The 20,659-nt window shown below is 72.8% G+C and carries 17 protein-coding genes; 9 read left to right on the top strand and 8 right to left on the bottom strand.

Annotated elements, in window-relative coordinates; translation table 11 throughout:
• Positions 1–153 precede the first annotated feature (153 nt).
• Positions 154–555, bottom strand: coding sequence for a GntR family transcriptional regulator (locus tag LRS74_RS32295; RefSeq protein ID WP_277744337.1), 402 nt, complete (start codon positions 553–555; stop codon positions 154–156).
• A gap of 9 nt (positions 556–564) precedes the next feature.
• Entirely contained in the window at positions 565–1,233 is a 669-nt protein-coding gene (locus tag LRS74_RS32290) for a class I SAM-dependent methyltransferase (protein WP_277744336.1), read from the bottom strand.
• 438 nt (positions 1,234–1,671) lie between these two features.
• Here LRS74_RS32290 and LRS74_RS32285 point away from each other — a divergent pair, with 438 nt between their 5' ends.
• On the top strand, positions 1,672–2,490 hold the full coding sequence (locus LRS74_RS32285) for an SDR family oxidoreductase (RefSeq protein ID WP_277744335.1): 819 nt from the start codon (positions 1,672–1,674) through the stop codon (positions 2,488–2,490).
• A 40-nt stretch (positions 2,491–2,530) separates the two neighbouring features.
• Here the strand turns inward: LRS74_RS32285 and LRS74_RS32280 are convergent, their stop codons facing one another.
• Complete coding sequence (locus LRS74_RS32280) at positions 2,531–2,857, bottom strand: hypothetical protein (RefSeq protein WP_277744334.1); 327 nt, start codon at positions 2,855–2,857, stop codon at positions 2,531–2,533.
• Between the two features lie 72 nt (positions 2,858–2,929).
• Here LRS74_RS32280 and LRS74_RS32275 point away from each other — a divergent pair, with 72 nt between their 5' ends.
• From LRS74_RS32275 to LRS74_RS32255, 5 genes are all read left to right on the top strand, one after another.
• Positions 2,930–3,367 (top strand): peptidoglycan-binding protein, encoded by a 438-nt coding sequence (locus LRS74_RS32275; protein WP_277744333.1) that lies wholly within the window; start codon positions 2,930–2,932, stop codon positions 3,365–3,367.
• 78 nt (positions 3,368–3,445) lie between these two features.
• Positions 3,446–3,712 carry a peptidoglycan-binding domain-containing protein gene (locus LRS74_RS32270; protein WP_277744332.1) on the top strand — a complete coding sequence of 89 codons (267 nt, stop codon included), beginning with the start codon at positions 3,446–3,448 and terminating at the stop codon, positions 3,710–3,712.
• Between the two features lie 270 nt (positions 3,713–3,982).
• On the top strand, positions 3,983–4,450 hold the full coding sequence (locus tag LRS74_RS32265) for a hypothetical protein (RefSeq protein ID WP_277744331.1): 468 nt from the start codon (positions 3,983–3,985) through the stop codon (positions 4,448–4,450).
• 123 nt (positions 4,451–4,573) lie between these two features.
• A complete protein-coding gene (gene secD / locus LRS74_RS32260) occupies positions 4,574–7,156 on the top strand; it encodes a protein translocase subunit SecD (RefSeq protein ID WP_277744330.1) in 2,583 nt (860 codons plus the stop codon).
• Between the two features lie 490 nt (positions 7,157–7,646).
• Positions 7,647–8,615, top strand: a complete 969-nt coding sequence (locus tag LRS74_RS32255; RefSeq protein ID WP_277744329.1) for a CAP domain-containing protein — start codon at positions 7,647–7,649, stop codon at positions 8,613–8,615.
• Between the two features lie 48 nt (positions 8,616–8,663).
• On the opposite strand, the gene LRS74_RS32250 is transcribed toward LRS74_RS32255, so the two are convergent.
• Positions 8,664–10,379 (bottom strand): sigma-70 family RNA polymerase sigma factor, encoded by a 1,716-nt coding sequence (locus LRS74_RS32250; protein WP_277744328.1) that lies wholly within the window; start codon positions 10,377–10,379, stop codon positions 8,664–8,666.
• A gap of 510 nt (positions 10,380–10,889) precedes the next feature.
• Entirely contained in the window at positions 10,890–11,477 is a 588-nt protein-coding gene (locus LRS74_RS32245) for a TetR/AcrR family transcriptional regulator (protein ID WP_277744327.1), read from the bottom strand.
• 121 nt (positions 11,478–11,598) lie between these two features.
• Here LRS74_RS32245 and LRS74_RS32240 point away from each other — a divergent pair, with 121 nt between their 5' ends.
• Positions 11,599–12,150 carry a GNAT family protein gene (locus LRS74_RS32240; protein ID WP_277744326.1) on the top strand — a complete coding sequence of 184 codons (552 nt, stop codon included), beginning with the start codon at positions 11,599–11,601 and terminating at the stop codon, positions 12,148–12,150.
• Between the two features lie 348 nt (positions 12,151–12,498).
• Positions 12,499–13,380, top strand: coding sequence for a glucose 1-dehydrogenase (locus tag LRS74_RS32235; protein WP_347178180.1), 882 nt, complete (start codon positions 12,499–12,501; stop codon positions 13,378–13,380).
• Positions 13,381–13,487: 107 nt separating this feature from the next.
• Here the strand turns inward: LRS74_RS32235 and LRS74_RS32230 are convergent, their stop codons facing one another.
• Complete coding sequence (locus tag LRS74_RS32230; RefSeq protein ID WP_277744325.1) at positions 13,488–14,330, bottom strand: HAD family hydrolase; 843 nt, start codon at positions 14,328–14,330, stop codon at positions 13,488–13,490.
• A 586-nt stretch (positions 14,331–14,916) separates the two neighbouring features.
• Between LRS74_RS32230 and LRS74_RS32225 the strand changes: the two genes are divergently transcribed.
• The gene (locus LRS74_RS32225) at positions 14,917–16,026 is read left to right on the top strand and encodes an aromatic ring-hydroxylating dioxygenase subunit alpha (RefSeq protein ID WP_277744324.1); all 1,110 of its coding nucleotides are present in this window, start codon (positions 14,917–14,919) and stop codon (positions 16,024–16,026) included.
• 393 nt (positions 16,027–16,419) lie between these two features.
• Here LRS74_RS32225 and LRS74_RS32220 read toward each other — a convergent pair whose 3' ends face one another.
• Together LRS74_RS32220 and LRS74_RS32215 are read right to left on the bottom strand one after the other, a co-directional pair.
• A complete protein-coding gene (locus LRS74_RS32220) occupies positions 16,420–19,623 on the bottom strand; it encodes a beta-ketoacyl synthase N-terminal-like domain-containing protein (protein ID WP_277744323.1) in 3,204 nt (1,067 codons plus the stop codon).
• Positions 19,624–19,718: 95 nt separating this feature from the next.
• Positions 19,719–20,531: a methyltransferase domain-containing protein gene (locus tag LRS74_RS32215; protein ID WP_277744322.1), complete on the bottom strand. Its 813-nt coding sequence runs from the start codon at positions 20,529–20,531 to the stop codon at positions 19,719–19,721.
• Between the last annotated feature and the right edge of the window lie 128 nt (positions 20,532–20,659).

Below are 20,659 nucleotides of genomic sequence, written 5' to 3'. Positions count from 1 at the left end.
CGCCGGGACCCGTTCCCGGCGGCCCGACACGACGTCCGCACCCGAACACCACCCATGTCAGAACACCACCCATGTCCGAACACCACCCATGCCCGAACACCACTCATGTCCGAGCACGCCTGGGCGCGGCGCCGCTCCCGCCCGCCCGGCCGCTCAGTACAGCGGGTCGGAGGGGCGCCCGTCGCCGGCACGGCGCCGTTCACGCAGGCCCTGCTCCACCGCTTCCACCCGCTCGGTGAGTTCGGTCAGCCGCCGGTCGAGCCGCCCCAGCTGGAGCTGGACGGAGCGCACCGCTCGCATGGTGGCGTGGACGTCGGGGTCCAGCTCCGGATCCGCGACGAAGTAGCCCGGCTCCAGCAGTCCCTCGACCAGCACCCCTTCCTCGACCAGCCGCCGGTACGCGGCCTCGACGGCCTTGGTGAGCTTCCGTAGCTCCTCGGCGAGGCTCTCGGGGTGGGGCAGCCGGTCGCCCGGCCCGTACCGTCCCTCGGCGATGTCGTCGCGGATCCGCTCCACGACCTCGTCCGACCTCAGTGTCCTTCGCATGCGCTCCATGCCTGGAACCTATCGTCGGTCGTCGGCGACGGGCTTGCGGGCGAGCAGGAAGCCCTGCGGGGCGGTGTCGCCGATCGTCTCGTCGAGCTCGCGCCGCTGCCGGGCGAACACCGTCAGCCCGGACCGGTGCAGCAGCTCGGCGATGTGGTCCGGTTGCCGCCGGTGGAAGTCGAGCGCCACGGGGTGGCCGAACGGCCGCTCCAGATGGAGGGGTTCGTCGCCGATCTGGAAGGCGAGCAGCAGCCGTCCGCCGGGAGCCAGTACGCGATGGAACTCCGCGAACACCTCCGGGAGCCGGTCCAGCGGGACGTGGATGATCGAATACCACGCCACGAGGCCGTCGAGGGTCTCGTCCGGCAGGTCCAGCGCCGTCATCGAGCCCTGCTCGAAGCGCAGCTCCGGGTGGGCCTGTCGGGCGAGCGCGACCATCCGCGGCGACAGGTCTATCCCGAAGGTGTTCAGCCCCAGCCCGTGCAGATGCCCCGTCACCAGGCCTGGACCGCATCCGACGTCGGCGACCTGGCCCCCGCCCGCGGCCCGTACGAGCTCGGCGAAGGCGGCGAGCAGCGCCCGCTCCAGGGGCCTGGCGGCCAGGACGTCCCGGAAGTGGTCGGCGTAGTCGGTCGCCACGGTGTCGTAGAAGGTCTGGGCCGTGCGGAGGAAGTCGGGTTCGGTCATGGACGGCCATGCTACTCCGACCACCCGGCGGAGCGGCCGGGGCCGGTGCGGTGCGCGGGTGCGGGGCGGCCGGGCGGAAGGTGGGCGAGCCGTTTGGGCGGGCCGTTGGGCGCGCATGGAAGCCGAGGGCTCCACGGCGGTGATCTGCCGCCCGGCCGGTCCGTGCGACTCGTGTCCGTGCGACTCGTAAGCGCCCGCGCCGGCACCCACGTTGACCACCGTGTGAGCGTTGCCGAGGGCCCGGGAGATGAACTCCGCGATGCGCGGGTCGGGTTGTCCGTAGGTGCTGCAACCGGTGCCTGTCACGCCGTAGTTCGCGTCGCCGCGGACAGCCGCGGCCGACCGGGCCACCGAGCCCGCGAGGCCGCCTCCACCCCGCGGCGGGCCGGACGTACCATCACAGGGTCCGTACGCGATCACCTCGGAGGCCGAACGACCATGACGGAGCAGCGAGTCTTCCTCGTCACCGGCGGTGGAACCGGCATCGGGGCCGCCACCGCGCGGCTGTTGTCGGCGGCCGGGCACCGCGTCGTGGTGTCCGGGAGGCGGCCGGAGCCGCTGCGACAGATCGCCGAGGAGACAGGGGCGCTGGCGCACCCCGCCGACGCCGGCGACCCCGCGGCGGTCGCCGGGCTCGTGGACGCGGCCGTCGCCGCCTACGGGCGGCTGGACGGAGTCGTGCTCAACGCGGGCGTCGGCCGCGGCGGGGCGGTGGGCGACCTGACGGACGAGGACTGGGAGACGGTGCTGCGGACCAACCTCACCGGCCCCTTCCTGCTGCTGCGCGCCGCGCTTCCGCACCTGTTGGAGGCGCGCGGCTCGGTCGTCGCCGTCGCCTCCGTCTCCGCGCTGCGCAACGGCGTGGGCAACGCGGCGTACGCGACGTCCAAGGCCGCGCTGCTCCAGCTGTGCCGCTCGCTCGCCGTCGACTACGGGCCGCGGGGCCTGCGGGCCAACACCGTCTGTCCCAGCTGGGTGCGCACCGAGATGGCCGACCGGCGCATGGCCCGCTTCGCGGCGGAGACCGGCCGGGCGGACGACGGGGTCGAGGCGGCGTACGAGGAGGCGACCCGGCTGCTCCCGGCGCGCCGCCCCGGCGAGCCGGAGGAGGTCGCCGAGGCGATCTCCTGGCTGCTCTCCCCCGCCGCGTCCTTCGTGAACGGCGCGGTGCTCACCGTCGACGGCGGGGTGACGGCGCTGGACCCCGGCACCGCCGCCTTCGGCTTCCGTATCGAACCCCGCGGCGCGGAGGACTGACGGCGGTCAGTACCCCGCGGCACGGAGGAACTCACGGCGGTCAGGAGGAGTCGCCGGACGACCTGCGCCCCTCCGCCGGCGGAGCGACCTCCACGGGAGCGGCCTCCGGAGGAGCCGCAGGGGGCGCCTTCGCATGCGCCTGTGCGGCGTTGGTCACGGCCCGGATGCCGAAGTAGGCCGTGGTCATGGTGCTGATCGCGGTGAACGCGCTGCTGAGGATGGCCACGGACTGTGCGCTGTCGACATTGTCGACCCCCCAGATCGCGGCGACCGCGATGGCCAGATCGCCGAGCGCCACCACGAGAAACCCGGCCCACGCACGGGTTCTCTGGACCTCGTATTCCGATGCGCCGTCCTTTGTCGTCATCGGTCCTCCCTGCCGCGAGTAACCCGAATACGTGAACGTGCGGACCTCATTAGGGGCGCCTAGTCTCAGAGTATGAGCAATCAAGACACCTATTACACCGTCAAGACGGGTGACACGCTCTGGGGCATCGCGCAGCAGTACGGAACCACCGTGGAACAGCTGCAGGCCTGGAACAACATCCCTAATCCGAACGTCATCAAGGTGGGCCAGCGCCTCCTGGTCAGAAAGGCGTCCACCGGCTTCATACCCTTCCCCGGCGGGGACTGGTTCAAGGGTCTACCGAACAGCCCGATCATCGGCATGATGGCCACTCGGCTGATCGAAGAGGGATGCTCCGCCTACGGTCCGTACGGCGGCCAGACCCAGTGGAACGAGGAACACCGCAAGTCCTACTCCCTGTGGCAGCGGAAGCTGGGCTACTCGGGCGCGGACGCGGACGGCTGGCCCGGACGGACGTCCTGGGACAAGCTGCGCGTGCCGTACCCGTACTTCGACGCCAAGGCGGCGTGAGGCGGCGGGAGCGGCGACCGCTCCATGCGACGTCACCGGACGACAGCGTCATTCACCGAGAATCGGAGATCGATCGCCGTGGCCACCGAAATCTGCAACCACACCAAAACCCGCCCCACGATAAAGCGGGGCTCCTCCGGTCCAGCCGTCATGCAGGCGCAGTGTTATTTGAACAATTCACTGACGAACACGAACCTCGCCACCGACGGGGTATTCGGGCCGGTCACCGAGCAAGCCACGCACCGATTCCAGACCTGCGCGGATATCACGGTCGACGGCGTCATCGGTGCGCAGACCTGGTCCCACCTGGCGTTCTGGGCCAACAGCCCGGACTTCGTCTGCTGACGTCCCCGGGGTCGGGCCTCCGGGCCGACCTCCCGCCCCCGACGAGGTGCCCGTACGGTGCCGCTTCCGGCATCGCACGGGCACCCGGCGTGTCGGCGCTAAGCTGGGCCAGGGCCACACCGTGGGCCGATCGATCGCGCGACCTCCTCGGCCGCGCGCTCGCGCCGAGCGGGCACAGCGGCACGGCACGCAGACGGCACACATACGGCAGACTGACTGCAGGCATACGACAGACGCGCGGACCGGACGCGCCAGGGGACGGGAGGCCGGGTGAGCGACCGCACCCGGCGGACCCCTCCGCGGCTCGTCTCCCTGGCGCTGGCCGGGGTGTGGGCCCTGGTGTTGCTGTTGACCGGAGCGACGCCGGGCACGGCGGCCGGCGCCGCGTCAGCCCCGACCTCCCCGCTCTCTCCGACCTCCCCCGCCTCCCCGCTCTCCCCGGTTCTCCGCGTCGCCGATCCCGCGCCGCCGCACGACCGGTCCTCGCACGCTCGGCCCTCGCACGCCCGCTCCTCGTCGTCGGAACACCCGCGGGCTTCGGCCGTCGACGCGCATCTGACCGCCCAACACCAGCGGCCGACCGGTCCGCCGGCGACGCTGCCGGGGCCGGTGGCGCGTGCCGTGCCGTTCCCGCTGGTGCGCGGCGAGGTCGTCGGGCCGCGCCGGGAACGGGCGCCGCCCGCCGCACCCTTCTCCCCCCGCCGCCCCCGCGGCCCTCCCTTCACGCGGAGCAGTTGACGCCCCGAGCGTCGGCCTCCGCCCTCCGGCCCGCCCGGCGGCGCACGACCGTGCGCCGCCGGGCCGCCGGCGCGTACCGGTGGCCGAACGCTCCGCCTCCGTATGTCGTGAAGTGGAGAACCCATGTCATCACGCGCCCCGTTGTGGCGTGCGCTGGTCGCGCTCGCCGTCGTCGCCGCGTCCTTGTACTTCGCCCTGACCACGCCCGCCCGCCTCGGCCTCGATCTGCGCGGGGGCACCCAGATCATGTTGGAGACCCGGGACGCTCCGGACTCCCACGCCGACTCCGCGGCCACCGACCGCACTCTGGAGGTGCTGCGCCAGCGGGTCGACGCGCTGGGGGTGGCCGAACCCTCGCTGGCCCGCTCCGGAGAGCGCCGTATCGTCGTCGAACTGCCCGGTGTACGGGACCCCGAGAAGGCGGTCGAGGTCATCGGGCGCACCGCCCGGCTGACCTTCCATCCGGTGGTCGGCTCCGCCCCGGACGCCGACGGTGGAGCGCGGAACGCCCCCGGCGGACAAGCGGGCGCGACCGGCCGGGAGGCGGCCGCGCCCGCCGGTGCACGCTCCCTGCCCGACCCCGACGCCCCGGGGAGGCTGCTGCGACTGGGCCCCGCGGCGCTCACGGGCAAGGACGTGAAGGACGCCGAGGCCGGCTACGACGCCCAGGGCGGCAACGGCTGGACGATCGACCTCGCCTTCCGTGGCTCCGGCGAGCGGAGCTGGGCCCGGGTGACGGGTGAGGCCGCGTGTGCCGCGCCCGGCGACCCCGCCCGGCGGGTCGCCATCGTCCTCGACGACCGGGTCATCTCGGCACCGGCCATGCAGCGGAGCGTCCCGTGCGAGACCGGGATCCGCGGCGGCGGTACCCAGATCACCGGCGGCTTCGGCGGCGGCGAGGCCCGCGAGCTGGCGGCGCTCATCAAGGGCGGGGCGCTGCCGGTCCCGGTCGAGGTCGTCGAACAGCGCACCGTCGGCCCGACGCTCGGCGCCGAGGCGATCCGGGCCAGTGCGACCGCGGCGGTCATCGGCCTCGTCTGCACGGCGGTGTTCGTCACGGCGGTCTACCGGCTGCTCGGCGCGCTGGCCACCGTGGCGCTCGCCCTGTACGGGTTGATCTCGTACGCCGCCCTGGTGGCCGTGGGGGCCACGCTCACCCTCCCCGGCCTGGCCGGCTTCGTGCTCGCCATCGGCATGGCCGTGGACGCCAACGTCCTCGTCTTCGAGCGGACCCGGGAGGAGTACGCGCGGCGGGCCGCCCGCTCGCGGGGGCTGCCGGATCTGCGCGGCCCGCTACACCGGGGCTTCGACAAGGCATGGAACGCGGTCCTCGACTCCAACGTCACCACGCTCCTCGCCGCCGGGCTTCTGTTCTTCTTCGCCACCGGCCCGGTGCGTGGATTCGGCGTCACCCTCTCCATCGGGGTGCTGGCGTCCATGGTCTCCGCGCTGGTCATCACGCGGGTGCTCGCCGACTGGGCGCTGCGGCACGACGCCGTTCGGCGCCGGCCGGGCGGTCTGGCCGGCCTCGCCTCGACCGGGCGGGTGCGGGCCTTCCTCGCCCGCCGTGGGCCGCGTCCGACACGCCACAGGCGCCGCTGGCTGGCCCTGAGCGGTTGTCTGCTGGCGCTCGCCGCGGCCGGCATCGGCGTGCGCGGACTTCAGCTCGGCGTCGAGTTCACCGGCGGTCGCATGGTCGAGTACGCCACCAGTCGTCCCGTGGACGTGGACCGGGCCCGTGCCGCCGTCAGCGGTGCCGGCTTCCCGCGGGCCGTCGTCCAGACGTCCGGCGACGGCGACATCATCGTCCGCACCGGCGAGATCACCGACCGCGAGCGGCAGCGGATCGAGACGTCCCTCGCGACGCACGGCGGAGAGGTCACGGTCGAGCGCGACGAGCGGATCGGGCCCAGTCTGGGCAGCGAGCTGCGCGACAAGGCACTCATCGCGCTGGGCGTCGCGGTCGCGGCCCAGCTCGTCTACCTCAGCGTGCGCTTCCGTTGGACCTTCGCCGCGGCGGCGGTGCTGGCGATGGTCCAGGACGTCCTGTTGGTGGTCGGTCTCTTCGCCTGGTTGGGCAAGCCCGCCGACAGCGTCTTCCTCGCGGCGCTGCTGACGATCGTCGGTTACTCCGTCAACGACACCGTCGTCGTCTTCGACCGCATCCGCGAGACACGGCGCGCCGCCGCGGCACGGAAGCCGGCCGGGGCTGAGGGCTCCACGGGCGGGAGGGGTGCCGCTGGCCCGCAGGACTCCGGCGTCACGCGGGCAACCACCGACGGGCACGGTTCCGCCGCCGCGGGCGAGGCCAACGGCGGGCCGGGGTCCGCCGGCACGCGTACCACCGACGGGCACCGTTCCACCGCCGCGGGCGAAGCCGCCGGCGGTTTGAGGTCCGCCGGCACGCGGGACAGCGTCGGCGCGCTGGAGGCCGCCGCCGACGGCGCGATCCTGCAGACTCTGCCGCGTACCGTCAACACCGGTATGGGCGTCCTGTTCGTCCTCGCCGCGCTCGCCGTCCTCGGCGGCGACTCGCTCGCCGACTTCTCGCTGGCGCTGCTCGCCGGGGTGGTGTTCGGGGTGTGCTCGACCGTCATGACGGCCACGCCGATCGCCGTGGCCCTGGAGTCACACCACCCGGGCCCGGCCCCGACCCCGCCCGCACCGCGCCGGCGGTCCCGCGCGGGTTCGGGCGCGGTGGTCTGACGGGGCCCCACGCGGGCGGGTCCGCCGGTCCACCATGTTCACGGGCCGCCATGTTCATGGGCCGTCATGTCCACGGGTTCGCGGTCCACGGGTCCGCGGGTCCGCCCCGTTAGCGGGTCCGCCGGTCCGCGGTCAGCCGTGTCCGTAGGGCCGCCATGTCCGTAGGGCCGCCATGTCCGTAGGGCCGCCATGTCCGTGGGGCCGCCATGTCCGTGGGGCCGCGCCGGGACGCTCCCGGCGCGGCCTCCCGGCCCGTCCGCCAGCCCCACGGCGTTCCACCGCGGTCCACGGCAGTCCACCGCGGCCACCGCGGCCACCGCGCCCCGTCAGGATCCGCTCGCCCGCTGACGTTCGCCGATTTCTCTGCGGAAAAGTGTTATCAACGCACACCCACCCGCTCTCCCATACGCCGGACCGACCGGCGCCGTGCGGGCTCAGCCGCACGCAGGACCCGTACGGACAACCCCGTACGGCGGAGAGCGGAGCAGCGTTGCATCACGACCACAACGATCACGACGAGCACACCCGGTTCCTGGAGCCGGTGGCGGGCCCCGACACCGCTTCGGCCGGGACGGGCGGCCGGCGGCGGGCCACGGGCGCGGGCGGCCGGCGCGGGCGTCGGGGCGGGCGCCGGCTGGGGCTCGGGCCGATGGTGGCCGGGGCCCTGGCGCTCGCCGCCGTCGGGGGCGGCGCCTACGCGGTGAGCGGCACGGGCGGCTCGGACGACGAGAGCCCGGCCGCGGCCTCCGTACGGGACGCCTCCACCGGACTCCCGGCCGCCGGGCGCCCCTCGGCGACGGCCACCGCCCCCTCCGCGAAGCCCTCGCCGTCGGCCTCGGCCACCCGCAAGGCGACGAAGAAGCCGAAGAAGCCGTCGGGGAAGCCGTCGAGGAAGCCCTCGGCGAGCGCTCCGGCCACACCCTCCCCGACCGCGGCCGCGCCCACGGTCGCGCGGACCCGTGACACCACGCGAGGCGGCGCCGGCGGCAGCGGCTCCCCCGACACCTCGCAGCGTAAGAAGAAGACTCCGGCACCCCGCCCCACGAGCTCGAGCCGGCCGCCCGCGGGCAAGGCCGCGCGATATGTGCAGCGGATCGTCACGCTCGCCAACGCCGAGCGGGCGAAGGCCGGGTGCTCCCCGCTGCGCGTCAACAGCCGGGTGCAGGCGGCTGCCCAGGCGCACGCCGACGACATGGCGGCCCGCAACTACTACGACCACACCAGCCCGGACGGCACCAGCGCCGGCGATCGGATGAAGCGGGCCGGCTACCGCCCCGGCGCATGGGGCGAGAACATCCACAAGGGCCCGAAGGACCCCGACACGGCCATGCGGGACTGGATGAAGAGCCCCGGTCACCGCGCCAACATACTCAACTGCGGGTACAAGGACTTCGGCGTCGGGGTGAACCTCAGCGGCAACGGCCCCTGGTGGGTGCAGAACTTCGCCACGAAGCTGTGACCGGCGACGGGGCCGACGTCCCGTGATCCGTGCGGCGGCGGTGTGGGCTCAGGCCGGTCCGGCCAGGTCCTGGACCCACACCGTGCCGTCGGGGCCGGACACGGCGGCGACACCGGTGTCCCGGTAGCGGCAGTTCAGCATGTTCTCCTGGTGGTACGAGCCGTCCATCCACTGCTCGACGGCCGCGGCCGGCTCGGGACTGCCCTGGGCCAGGTTCTCGGCCCAGGACGACCATGCGTACCCGGCCGCCGAGATCCGCGCGTCGGGCTGGGTGCCCTCAGGGCTCACATGGTCGAAGTAACCGCGGTCCACCATGTCGCGCGCGTGTTTACGGGCGGCCTCGCTCAGCTGCGGGTCGATGCGCAGCGGGCCACAACCGGCCTGCGCCCGCCGGGCGTTGACCAGGCTGGTGAGCCGCTCTTCCGCGGAGGCGGGGGTGGGCTTCGGGGTCGGGGTGGGGCGGGGACTGGCCTTCGCCTTCGTCGCGGCCGGTGTGGGCTTCGGCTTGGGGGTCGCGGTCTTGGAGGGGCGCGGACTGGGGCTGGGTTTGGCGGCCGTGGTCCTGGCCGGTGTCGCGGAGGGCTGCGGAGCCGCCACCGGGGCGCGTTCGGCGGGGCGCTCGTTGACCGGCCACAGCAGAGCGAGCAGCACGCCGCCGATCACTCCGCCGCCGACGACCACCGCGGACGCCTTGAGCCGGCTGCTACCGGACGCGGCGTGGACGGCCGGGACTCCGTCGGGTGTGGCCCCGGTGGGTGATGCCCCGGTGGGTGACGCCCCGTCGGTGGCGGGTCCGGCGGGCGGGGTGGCATCCGTCGCGGGCCCGGCGTCGGTCGCGGGCCCGGCGGGCGTCGCCCCGTCGGTCGTGGGCCCGGCGTGGGCCGGGGCCGGAGCTCCGGCCGGGACGGGGGCGCCCGCGAGGTCCGCCGACGGCAGCGTCGTCTGCGCGGCAGCCAGCGCGGTCGGGTCGGACAGGCCGGGTGGGAAGCCGAAACCGAGGCCGGTGACCGGGACGACCAGCGCCATGCCCACCAACAGCCCCTCGGCGGGGACGAGGTTGGACCAGTGTCCGGAGCAGGCTATGCAGGCGCGGGCGTGACGCGCGATGCGTTTACGCCATACCGGCTGGGGGCGGCCGTCCCAGGGAGCGATCAGGGAGGCCAGTTCGGCGCAGCGGGGCTCGGTGGCGAGCGCGCGTACCACCACCCTGCCCACTTCGAGCTGGGACTTCATGCGTTTGACGCGTACGGCGGTGTGCTGTGGGGTGACGCCCAGGGCCACCGCCAGCTCCGTGCGGGTCAGCCCGCCCGCCGCCTCCTGCCACCACAGCGCCAGCAGGTCGCGGTCGTCCTTGTCCAGCCAGCGGGTGGCCTCGGCGACCTCGCGGCGCTGGCCGGACAGGCCGAGTCGGAGGATCGTCAGGTCGACGAAGTCGCCGGTGGGGTCGGGGGTCTCCGTCACCTTGTCGAGGGAGGCGGCGGCCACCTGCTGTCGGTCGGCCCAGCGACGGCGTATCTGGTTCATCGCTATCGCGACCAGCCAGGACCGGAAGCTGGACGGCTCGCGCAGGCCGGCGAGTCCGTCGAGCGCGCGGAACATCGTCTCCTGCACCACGTCGTCCACGTCGGCGTGGCCGTCCAGAGCCCGGCCGACGATGTTGTAGACGAGCGGGAGGTACTCGGCCACCAGCCGCTCCCGCGCCCGCTGGTCTCCGGCCTGCGCCGCGGTCACCAGGTCGGGTGTGTATGCGTTGTCCCTGTGCATGATGTCGTTTCCTCGCCCACTGCCGTTCGACCCCCGTCGTCCGGAGACCTCTCGGCATCGGCCGGATGACAGAAACTGATGAAAGTCATGCCGATCGCCGACTTGGCATGGCCACTTCCCCCAGTGGGTCAGGGACTCTACCCCACGGCCTCCCCGCCCTCTCAGCCCCCGGTGACCTGGGACTCGCGCCCCGCGCGACTCGGCGTCATGCGCGAGTGGGGCATGGGGCGGACGTCTCGACGCCCCACGCGAGGGCCTGGAGCGACCCGCAGACGCTGCGCCGGGACTGGAGGGCCTGGACTACGTCCTCGCGAACGGCCACCAAGCCACTCGACGCCTGACGCACCCGGAGCGGCGCGGCGGCAAGGCACACCAGCCGCGGCTCACTTCCGCGTGCGCCTCTTCCGTGTGCGTCCTTCCGCGTGCGTCCTTCGTTACCCGTGTCGCCACCGGGTGACGCCCTGATCGAGGGAAGCCGTCATCGCGTGAAAGCCCTCATCGGGAGATCCCTCATCGCGAGAAGCCGTCGAGAAAGCGGTCGAGCAGCGCCGTCTGGCGCTCCGGCGGGTAGCGCCCGGGTTCGAACAGGGCGTGGACGACGAGCCCGTGCGCGAAGGCCGCCGCGGTGGCGGCCAGGTCCTCGGGGTCGCCGGCCGTGGGGAGTTCGCCGAGCCGCTGCGCGGTCTCGATGTGCTCGCGGAGGGCCGCGCGCCACCGTCGGTGGCGTGCGGCCTGACCGGCACCCAGGTCCGGGTCGGCGAGGGCGGCGTCCCAGGAGCTGACCCAGGCCCGGCTCATCCGCGTCATCTCCTCGGTCAGCGGCAGCACGTCGAGCAGGGCGGCGCGCAGCGCGGGCAGTCCGGGGCTGGGCGGGGTCCGCCGGGGACGGTGGGCGGTGCGGTCCTCAGCGACCTCCAAGGCATGTTCCATCAGCGCGCGCTTGCTCGGGAAGTAGTGGCTGACCAGGCCGGTCGAGGCGCCCAGCTCGGCGGCGACGGCACGCAACGTCAGCCCGTCGAAGCCCCGCTCACCGAGCACCCGCCACACCGCCTCCGAGACGTCTCGGCGTCTGGCCTCGTGGTCGCCGCGTGCCGGCATATGCGTTTCCTCCTCGGAGTGGTGCCGCCTATAGTGCCACCCAGGGTACGTAACAAACGTTTGGCATGCACTACGCCGACGCTACGGCCCCGTGTCGCGTTTCCCACGATCGGAGTGTGTTGTGCTCAGCTCGCCCCTCACCGCCGGCGCGGAACTGTGCTCCCTGGAGCCCTGGCAGGCCGCGGAGTTCGCCACCTTCATCGACCGCCACCGCGCCCACCTGGCCCCGTGGCTGCCCTGGGCGACCTCCATCACCGACGTGGACGGCGCCCGTCACTTCCTCCAGCGGTACGCCGACGCGCAGCGGAACGACGAGGGCAGGCTCTTCGCCATCCGGCTCGACGGCGCCCTGATCGGAGGCACCGTCTTCCGCATCTTCGACGTGCCGTCGGGCGTCTGTGAACTGGGGGTGTGGATCGCCCCCGAGGCCCAGGGCCGCGGGCTGGTCACGGCCGCCGCCCGGCGGATGATCGACTGGGCCTTCGGGGTGCGCGGCATGGCCCGCGTCGAGTGGCGGGCCGCGCCGCACAACCTGCGAAGCAACGTCGTCGCCGAGCGCCTGGGCATGACCCGTGAGGGAGTGCTGCGCGAGGTGTTCCCGCTGCACGGGGAGCGCCAGGACCTGGCGGTGTGGTCCCTCCTGGCCTCTGAGTGGCGGACAGCGGCCGGCTAGCCGTGCGGCGGGTCCGGTGGTCGACGGCGGGATCCGGTGCCCGCCGGAGACACACGCTCAGCGGACGGGCGACGGCGGCACGGGCCGGGTGCGCGACGGCGCTGGGTCAACGGGCACGGCGGTGCGCGACGGCGCGTGCTCGGCAGGCACGGCAGCTCGAACCTCGTGCGCGACGGCGCCGGCTCGACAGGCACGGCAGCTCGAACCCCGTGCGCGACGGCGCCGGCTCAACGGGCACGGCGGCGCGGGCCCGGTGTCAGGCTGGGCGCGCGCCGCCGAAGGTGGTGGTGACACAACCAGGAGTAGCCGGCCCTGTCAGCGACGCCGGGCGCGTTCGAAGATCACGACATGAAGCGATTCGCAGACAAGACCGTCCTGATCACCGGTGGCACCAGCGGCATCGGGTTCGCCACCGCCCGCCGACTCCTCGACGAGGGCGCGTACGTCGTCATCACCGGACGCCATGAAGCGCGCCTGGACGCGGCCGTGGCCCGCCTCGACGCCGCGCCGGATCGAGTCCTCGCGGTCCGCGCGGACGTGGCCTCCCTCGCCGATCTCGACAGGCTCATGGAGCGCGTCGGCGCCTGGCGCGGCGGCCTCGACGCGGTGTTCGCCAACGCCGGGGTCGGGGTCTTCAAGCCGAGCGAGGAGATGACCGAGGCCGACTTCGACCACACCATCGACGTCAACCTCAAGGGCGTCTTCTTCACCGTCACCAAGGCGCTGCCGCTGCTGCGGGACCGCGCTTCCATCGTCCTCAACGCCTCCTGGACGCTGCACCGCGGGCTGCCCGTCGCATCCGTCTACGCCGCCAGCAAGGCCGCAGTGCACAATCTCGCCCGCACCATGGGCGCCGAACTCGCCCCGCGCGGCATCCGGATCAACTCGGTGAGCCCTGGCTACATCGACACCGAGATGTACCGCGAGTTCAACTCCGACCCCGAGGCGGAGGCCCGCATCGTCGCCGACATCCCGCTGGGTGCCCTCGGCCACGCCGACGAGGTCGCGTCCGCCGTGGCCTTCCTGGCCTCGTCCGACGCCTCCTACATCACCGGTCAGGACCTGGTCATCGACGGTGGAGTCCTCGGCTCCATCCCGTCCCAGGACTCGTCCCAGGACCCGTCCCAGGACTCGGCGCAGGATGCAGCGCAGGACGCGGCGCAGGACGCGGCGCAGAACCCGGCCCAGGCCCCGGCCTCGGCCGCGGCCTCAGTCTCGGCGAAGAACTGACACGCCGTCGACCACGGGGGCCCTCGCCCACCGGGCGAGGGGCCCGCGAGGACTTCGCGTTCGGGGCCTGAGGGACGGGGACCCGCCGCCCTCAGGGCCCCGCCCCGCTACCCGGCGAGGGTCCGAGGGGCTACGACGGCGTCCGGCACGGCCACGCCGTCGTCCCGCCCCGCGAACAGCCGCTCCAGGACCACGGCCACCCCGTCCTCGTCGTTGCACGGCGCCACCTCGTGCGCGACGTCGCGCAGGTCGGGGTGGGCGTTGCCCATCGCCACGCCGTACCCGGCCCAGGTCAGCAGCGGGATGTCGTTCGGCATGTCGCCGAAGGCGACGGTCTCCGACGGTCCGAAGCCCAGCCGCTCGGCGGCCTTCTGCAGCCCGGACGCCTTGGTGGTTCCGGCGGGCAGCACCTCGATCAGCCCCTTCTCCGAGTGGGTGACCGACACCTCGGCGCCGCCGATCCGCCGTGCCGTCGCGGCCACCACCTCATCCGGCAGCTCCCGGTGGCGCAACAACACCTTCTCGATGGGCCCGGCCCACAGTTCGTCGCGATGCCGCACCGTTCCCCAGCCGGGCCGGACCGTGTCGGCGAAGTTCGGGGTGACGACGAAGCGATTGACGGGCGCGGCGGTGACCACCGCCAGTTCCAGTCGTGCCCCGCCGAGTGCCTCCTCGGTCCGGTCCACCACCGAGCGCGCCAGACCCCGGTCGAGCGCGGCGCTGGTGAGGATCCGGTCGGCGGTGGCGTCGTACAACTGTGCGCCCTGACCGCACACGGCGAGACCCTGGTACCCGATCGCGGTGAAGACCGGACGGCAGGAGGCGGCGGAGCGCCCGGTGACCACCAGATGGCGCGCACCGGCTCCGACGGCCAGCGCGAGCGCGGCTCGAGTGCGCGTCGAAACGGTCCGGTCAGACCGCAGCAGGGTGCCGTCCAGGTCCGTCGCCACGACCCGGAACCGTGCCCGCGTCACCGGGCGAACCGGGCGCGGTCGTGCCCGTCGCCGTCCAGTGTCCTCTCGACGCGACCGGCGCCGAAACCGTGCGAGTCGAGCAGCGTCTTGCGGAATAACACGTCGGATCCCCTCACCGTACGGGTCGCGCCGGAGGGTCCGACGCGACACGATCAAGGAACCCTAACAACCCGACGACCGCGCGCGATTCGGCCGCCGTCGACCATGACATCCGACGTGCGAGTACGCACGGGTGGCCTCTCTCTCCTCCGCCGGGACACCGTCTTCGGTAGGGGTGCGATGGGGGGCGGACGGAGGCGGGGAACGCCGACGCCCGCGGAACCTACGCACCGGGGACCGGTGGTGTGCTCCAAGCGCTCGTGACGATCGTGTTGCCCCATAAGGCCGCTGAACGTGTCATGGAAGGGCACGTGCCGGAAGGGCACGTGTCACGGACCGTGCCCTTCGCGTCCGGCACCCCCGGCCTGCCACCACTTCACCCGGCAGAGGTGACGACGTGCGGAAGCGCGGCTTCGTGGCCACTCGCTCCCGGCGTGACACATGGCCGGAGGAAGGAAGAGTCATGAAGCCGATGCCGACCGCGACCCATCGCTACCCCAACGGCTGGTTCCCCGTCGCCTGCGGCGACGAGGTGACACCCGGTCGGATCTTCACCGGACGGCTCGCCGGTGAGGACGTCGTCGTCTACCGCACGCGCCGCGGCCGACTGCGCGCCGTCCACCCGTACTGTCCGCACCTTGGCGCCCACCTCGGGCACGGTGGGCGCGTGGAGGGCGAGACGATCGTCTGTCCCTTCCACGGCTTCTCCTTCGGCCCTGCGGGCAATTGCGTGCGAACGCCCTACGGGCAGCCTCCGCCCCGGGCCTCCCTGACCCACGTCCCCGTCATCGAAGCCAACGGTCTGGTCTTCGCGTGGCACCACGAGAGCGGTTCCGCTCCGACCTGGGAGCCCGTGACGCTCCCCAGTGAGGGGTTCACCAAACCGACCACGTTCCAGATCACCTCCTCGGGCCACCCGCACGACCTCGTCGAGAACCTCATCGACGTCGGGCACTTCGGGCCCGTGCACAACACGAAGATCAACCTGGTGTCGACGGAACCCGAGGGCCCGTTCGTGAGGGTGGCCGTGGACTTGTCGGGAGTCGAGGAGCTCGGGTTCTTCAAGGAGCGGGGCCTGCACCGGCTCGGGTCGCTCAAGGACATCCGTGGGCAAGCGGAGTTCACCTGCAGCGGCGTCGGGATCGTCTCCTCTCTGGTGTCGGTTCCGGAACTCGGCGTCCAGCTGGCGCAGGTCGCGGCGCTCACACCGGAAGACCCCGGTCGGATGCATCTCAGGCTGGCGACCTCCGCTCGCATCGAATCGCGTATGGGGGCGGCCCTCGCGCCGGCCCTCTCCCACCTGGTCCGCTTCATCACCAAGAGGCAGGTGAAGCAGGACTATGAGATCTGGGCGAACCGACGTCCGATCGAACGCCCGAAGATCGCGACGGGCGACGGCCCCATCATGCTCATCCGACGCTGGGCCCAGCAGTTCTACGAGTCCGCCGACGCTGACCTGGGGGGCACACCGGAACGCGCGGGAACACGACGCGCCGCCGCAGCCCCGATCACTCCCACGGGAAGCAACGGACGCGCCCGTCATGACGCGCCCGCCGCACGGAACGAGCGCTGACCCCCACCACTCTCCCCTGGCCCGACACCGCCCAGGACCCGCTAACGGCTCGCTCACCGCCGCGTCTCTCTCGGCGGTGAGCGGGCCGTTCGCCATGGCCGAAGGGAACCAGGGAACCCGTGGGCACTCCCCCCTCCCACGACCGAAACAACGACCGAAGCAACGACCGAAACAACGACCGAAACAGCGGCCGAAACGGCAGCCGAAACGACGGCCGACACGATGACAGGAGCCGGCGAACCGGCTCCTGTCATACGGACCCGCGACAGCGCGCCGCGGGTCGGGGTCGGCGGCGGCCGGGCTGCCCGCCCGTGGCCGCAGCCCTCCGCCCTCCGCTTCTGTCCTCCGACTCCGCCTCCGCCCTCTGCTTCCGTCCGCCGCCCGCCCGACCGTTCAGGCGCCCCCGTCCCCGCCCACCTCCGCACCGTGGTGGTTCCGTGTCGGTGTGGTGGCATGGGAGCGTGCCACCGCCTCGGGGCGCGGCGTGGACTCGGCCAGCATGGTGCGGAGGAGCCGGCGGGCCTGCTCCCGGAGTGCCTCCTCCGTCTTCGCGGAGAGCACCCACGGCAGCACGTCCGGAGCGAGCACCACCGCACGGTCCGTTTCCTCGACCGCGGGGGCGTCGGGCTCCGGCGGCGCCTGCTCCAGGATCACGTGGGCGTTGGTGCCGCTGATGCCGAAGGACGACACCCCGGCCCTGCGCACCCGTCCGTTCCGCGGCCAGGCCCTCGGTTCGTCGAGCAGCCTGACCGCGCCGGAGGACCAGTCCACGTACGGTGAGGGATCGTCGGCGTGCAGCGTCCGCGGGAGCGCCCCACGGCGGAGCGCCTCCACCATCTTGATCACACCGGCCACACCGGCCGCGGCCTGGGTGTGGCCGATGTTGGACTTCAGCGACCCCAGCCACAGCGGCCGGTCGGCGGGGCGGCCCTGCCCGTAAGCCGACAGCAGCGCCTGCGCCTCGATCGGGTCGCCCAGCCTGGTGCCGGTCCCGTGCGCCTCCACCACATCGACGTCCGCAGCTGACACCCCCGCATTCGACAACGCCTCCTGGATCACCCTCCGCTGCGACGGCCCGTTGGGCGCCGACAGACCATTGCTGGCACCATCCTGGTTGACGGCCGATCCCCGCACCAGCGCGAGCACCGGATGGCCGTTGCGCCGGGCGTCGGACAGCCGTTCCAGCAGCAGCATCCCCACGCCCTCGGCGAGGCCGAAGCCATCGGCTCCGGCACCGAACGCCTTGCACCGGCCGTCGGGGGCCAAAGCGCCCTGCCGGGAGAACTCCACGAACATGCCCAGCGTGGACATGACGGTCGCCCCTCCGGCGAGCGCCAGCCCGCACTCGCCCCGTCGCAGGGCCTGGACGGCCAGGTGCAGTCCCACCAGGGACGAGGAGCACGCGGTGTCGACGGTGATCGCCGCCCCCTCCAGCCCCAGGGTGAAGGCCAGCCGGCCGGACGCGACGCTGCCGGTGTTGCCGGTCAGCAGATGGCCGCCGGCGTCGGAGCCCTCGTCCAGACGGGGGCCGTAGTCCATGGTCATCGCGCCGACGAACACCCCGGTCCGGCTGCCCCGCAGCGACGGCACGTCGATCCCCGCCCGCTCGATCGCCTCCCAGGAGGTCTCCAGCAGCAGCCGCTGCTGCGGGTCCATCGCCAACGCCTCCCGCGGTGAGATGCCGAAGAACGCGGCGTCGAACTGGTCCACGTCGTGCAGTAACCCCGCTTCCCGCTGGTAGTAGCGCCCCTGGGCGGTCGGTTCTGGGTGGTACGCCCCGGCGACGTCCCAGCCGCGGTTGTCCGGGAACGCCGTCACGGCGTCCGTGCCGTCGGCGACCAGCCGCCACAGCTCCTCGGGGCTGGACACACCTCCGGGGTAGCGGCACGCCATCCCCACGATCGCCACCGGATCAGCCGTCTCGGTGACGACCGCCCGCACCGGCTCCCTGACGGGGTCCGGGCCGACGCCGGTCAGTTCGGCACAGAGGAAGTCCGCCAGCGTCTCCGGAGTCGGATGGTCGAAGACCACCGTGGCCGGCAGCGGCAGACCCGCCGCCGCGCCGATCCGGTTCCGCAGTTCCACCGCCGTCACGGAGTCCAGGCCCAGCTCGGCGAAGGAGATGGACCACCGGCCCTCGCGCACCGCGCCCGGCCGACCCAGCACCGCCGCCACCTCCCGCCCCACCAGCGCCCGGAGCGCCGCGCGCCGCTCGCGCGCCGACAACCCGGCCAGCCGGTCCCGCGGCGGAGTCCCGGCCGGCCCGCTCGTGGGCTCGCTCGCCGCGCCCGGCTCGAGGGGCAGCTCGACGGCGCATCCGCCGTGTTCGGCGAGGACCGCTTCCCAGTCGGCGGCGACACCGTGGGCGCAGAGTTCGCCGAGAGAGGTGAGAAACCGCGCGGCGCCGCCCTGGTCGCGGCGCAGCGTCCCACAGACCAGGGCGCGGCCGCCGCGCGCCTCGACGCACGCCTGCATGGCGGAGGTGAGCACGGTGTGCGGGCTGACCTCCAGCAGGAACGCGTACCCGTCCCGCAGCACGGCCTGGGTGGCCTGCTCGAACCGTACGGTGCCACGCAGGTTGCGACACCAGTAGTCGGCGTCGAGCCGCGGGGCCGGGAGCAGCTCGCCATTGAGGGCCGAGTAGTACGGGAGCTTCGCCGTACGCGAGCGGATCGGCTCCAGGTCCGCGCGCAGCCGCGGGACGATGTCGTCGACCTGCGGGGAGTGCGCGGCGAGCCCCACCGCGATCTTCCGGGCACGCACGCCCACGGCGGGGAGCTCCGACAGCAGTTCCTCGGCGGCGGTGGCGTCACCGGAGACGATCAGCGAGCCGGGGCCGTTGACGGCGGCGATCACCAGGCGACCGCCCCAGCGGTCCAGCAGCGGCTCGACCTCGTCGGCGGGCGCCAGAACCGAGATCATCTCCCCGCGCCCCGCCAGCGTCGCCTGTGCCTGGCTCCACAGCGCGACCACCCGGGCGGAGTCCTCCAGCGAGAGGGCGCCGGAGACGGCGGCCGCGGCCACCTCACCCATGCTGTGGCCGAGCACCGCGTCCGGCCGAACGCCGTAGTCCTCCCACAGCGCAGCCAGGGACACCATCACGGCGAACAGCACGGGCTGGACGACATCCGCCCGCTCCATGCCCGGTGCGCCGGGCGCGCCACGCACCACGTCCATCAGCGACCAGTCGGTGAACGCCTCAAGCGCCTGGGCGCAGTCGTCCATCCGGCCACGGAACACCTTCGAGAAGCCGAGCAGTTCCTCCCCCATGCCCGGCCACTGGGCGCCCTGCCCGGGGAACACGAACGCCACCGAGCCTCCGGCTCCCTCACCCTCGACCAGTCCGGGGGCCCCGCGGCCCTCGGCGAGCGCCGCCAGCCGTTCCAGGAAGCCCTCGCGGTCGTCCGCGACCAGCGCGGCGCGTGTTCCTCCGTCGAGCGGGGTCCTGGCGAGGGTGCGTCCCACGTCCTCCGGCCGCCAGTCCGGCTCGTGGGTGAGATACCGCTCGAGACGACTCGCCCGGGCTGCCAGCGCGTTCTGGTCCGCGGCCGAGAGCATCCACAACACAGGGGGTATGACACCGGTTCGCTGCACCATCGCGCCTGCACTCCTCCTTGCCTTCTCACTTTTCAGCTTTCCAGCTTCGTACCGCTCGTAGAGATGGCGTCGTCGGATCCCGTCGAGAGCACACCTCATCGTTTGACAGCGGTGACCATCACATAGACGCCGGGTACGTCTGCGGCACCCGGCAGGTCCTCCATCGCTTCCTCGCCATAGGTCTCTCGGAGTTGCTGGGCGACGAGTTCGCCATTCCGTTCGGTGTTCGCCTGGATGTCGAGCAGCTCCACGAGATCGAACCCCGCGTCGTCCAGAAGTCCCAGCAGCTCCCCTTGGCTGACAAGGGTGATCATCCACTGTCGCCGCACTTCCTTCATGACGTCGTCGAGCCCCGCGGCGCTCTCCCGCGGCCGGAGAATGTCCGTCAGAGCCAACCGGGATCCGGGGCGCAGCACACGGGAGATCTCCCGCAGCGCGGCGGCCCGGTCCATGTGCGGGAAGCTTTCCAGAGCCCAGGCGGCGTCGAACGACGCATCGTCGAACGGCAGCTTCTCTGTGGCGTCCGCCAGGTGGAATTCCATGCGTTCCTGTAGTTGTTCACTGCGCGCCAGCTCCTCGCACGCCGCGATCTGGCCGGCGCTGACGTTCACGCCGGCGAGGTAGGCCCCCGTGGCCCGCACATAGCGCACCGCCGGGCCGCCCACGCCACATCCGACGTCCAGGAAGCGACCGGCCGAGGTGAGCGGCACTCGTTCCACCATCATGTCGGTGAGCCTGTCCTGGGCTTCCAGAGCGCTGCTGCGATCCTGCGAGTCCGTCCAGTATCCGAAGTGAATGTTCTTCCCCGCGTAGAGGCGCTCGGAAAAGGACTGCAGCTGGTCGTACATGGCGCCGACTTCGGCTCCACCGGGAGAATTCCTGTGCGTCACATCGATCTCCTCGATCATCCATGTGGCCGGGGTACGCAGACATACTGCGAGAACCCGCTCGTCCGTGACTTGAGTTCCGACTTGACTTCCGACTTGAGTTCTGATGGGAATGTCAGCGGCGAACGGTGCGAAGGACCCGGCCGCCG

Source organism: Streptomyces sp. LX-29, from assembly GCF_029541745.1.
Lineage (GTDB): Bacteria > Actinomycetota > Actinomycetes > Streptomycetales > Streptomycetaceae > Streptomyces.
Note: the sequence above shows the minus strand (reverse complement) of the source record. Positions and strands in the feature narration are given on the sequence as shown.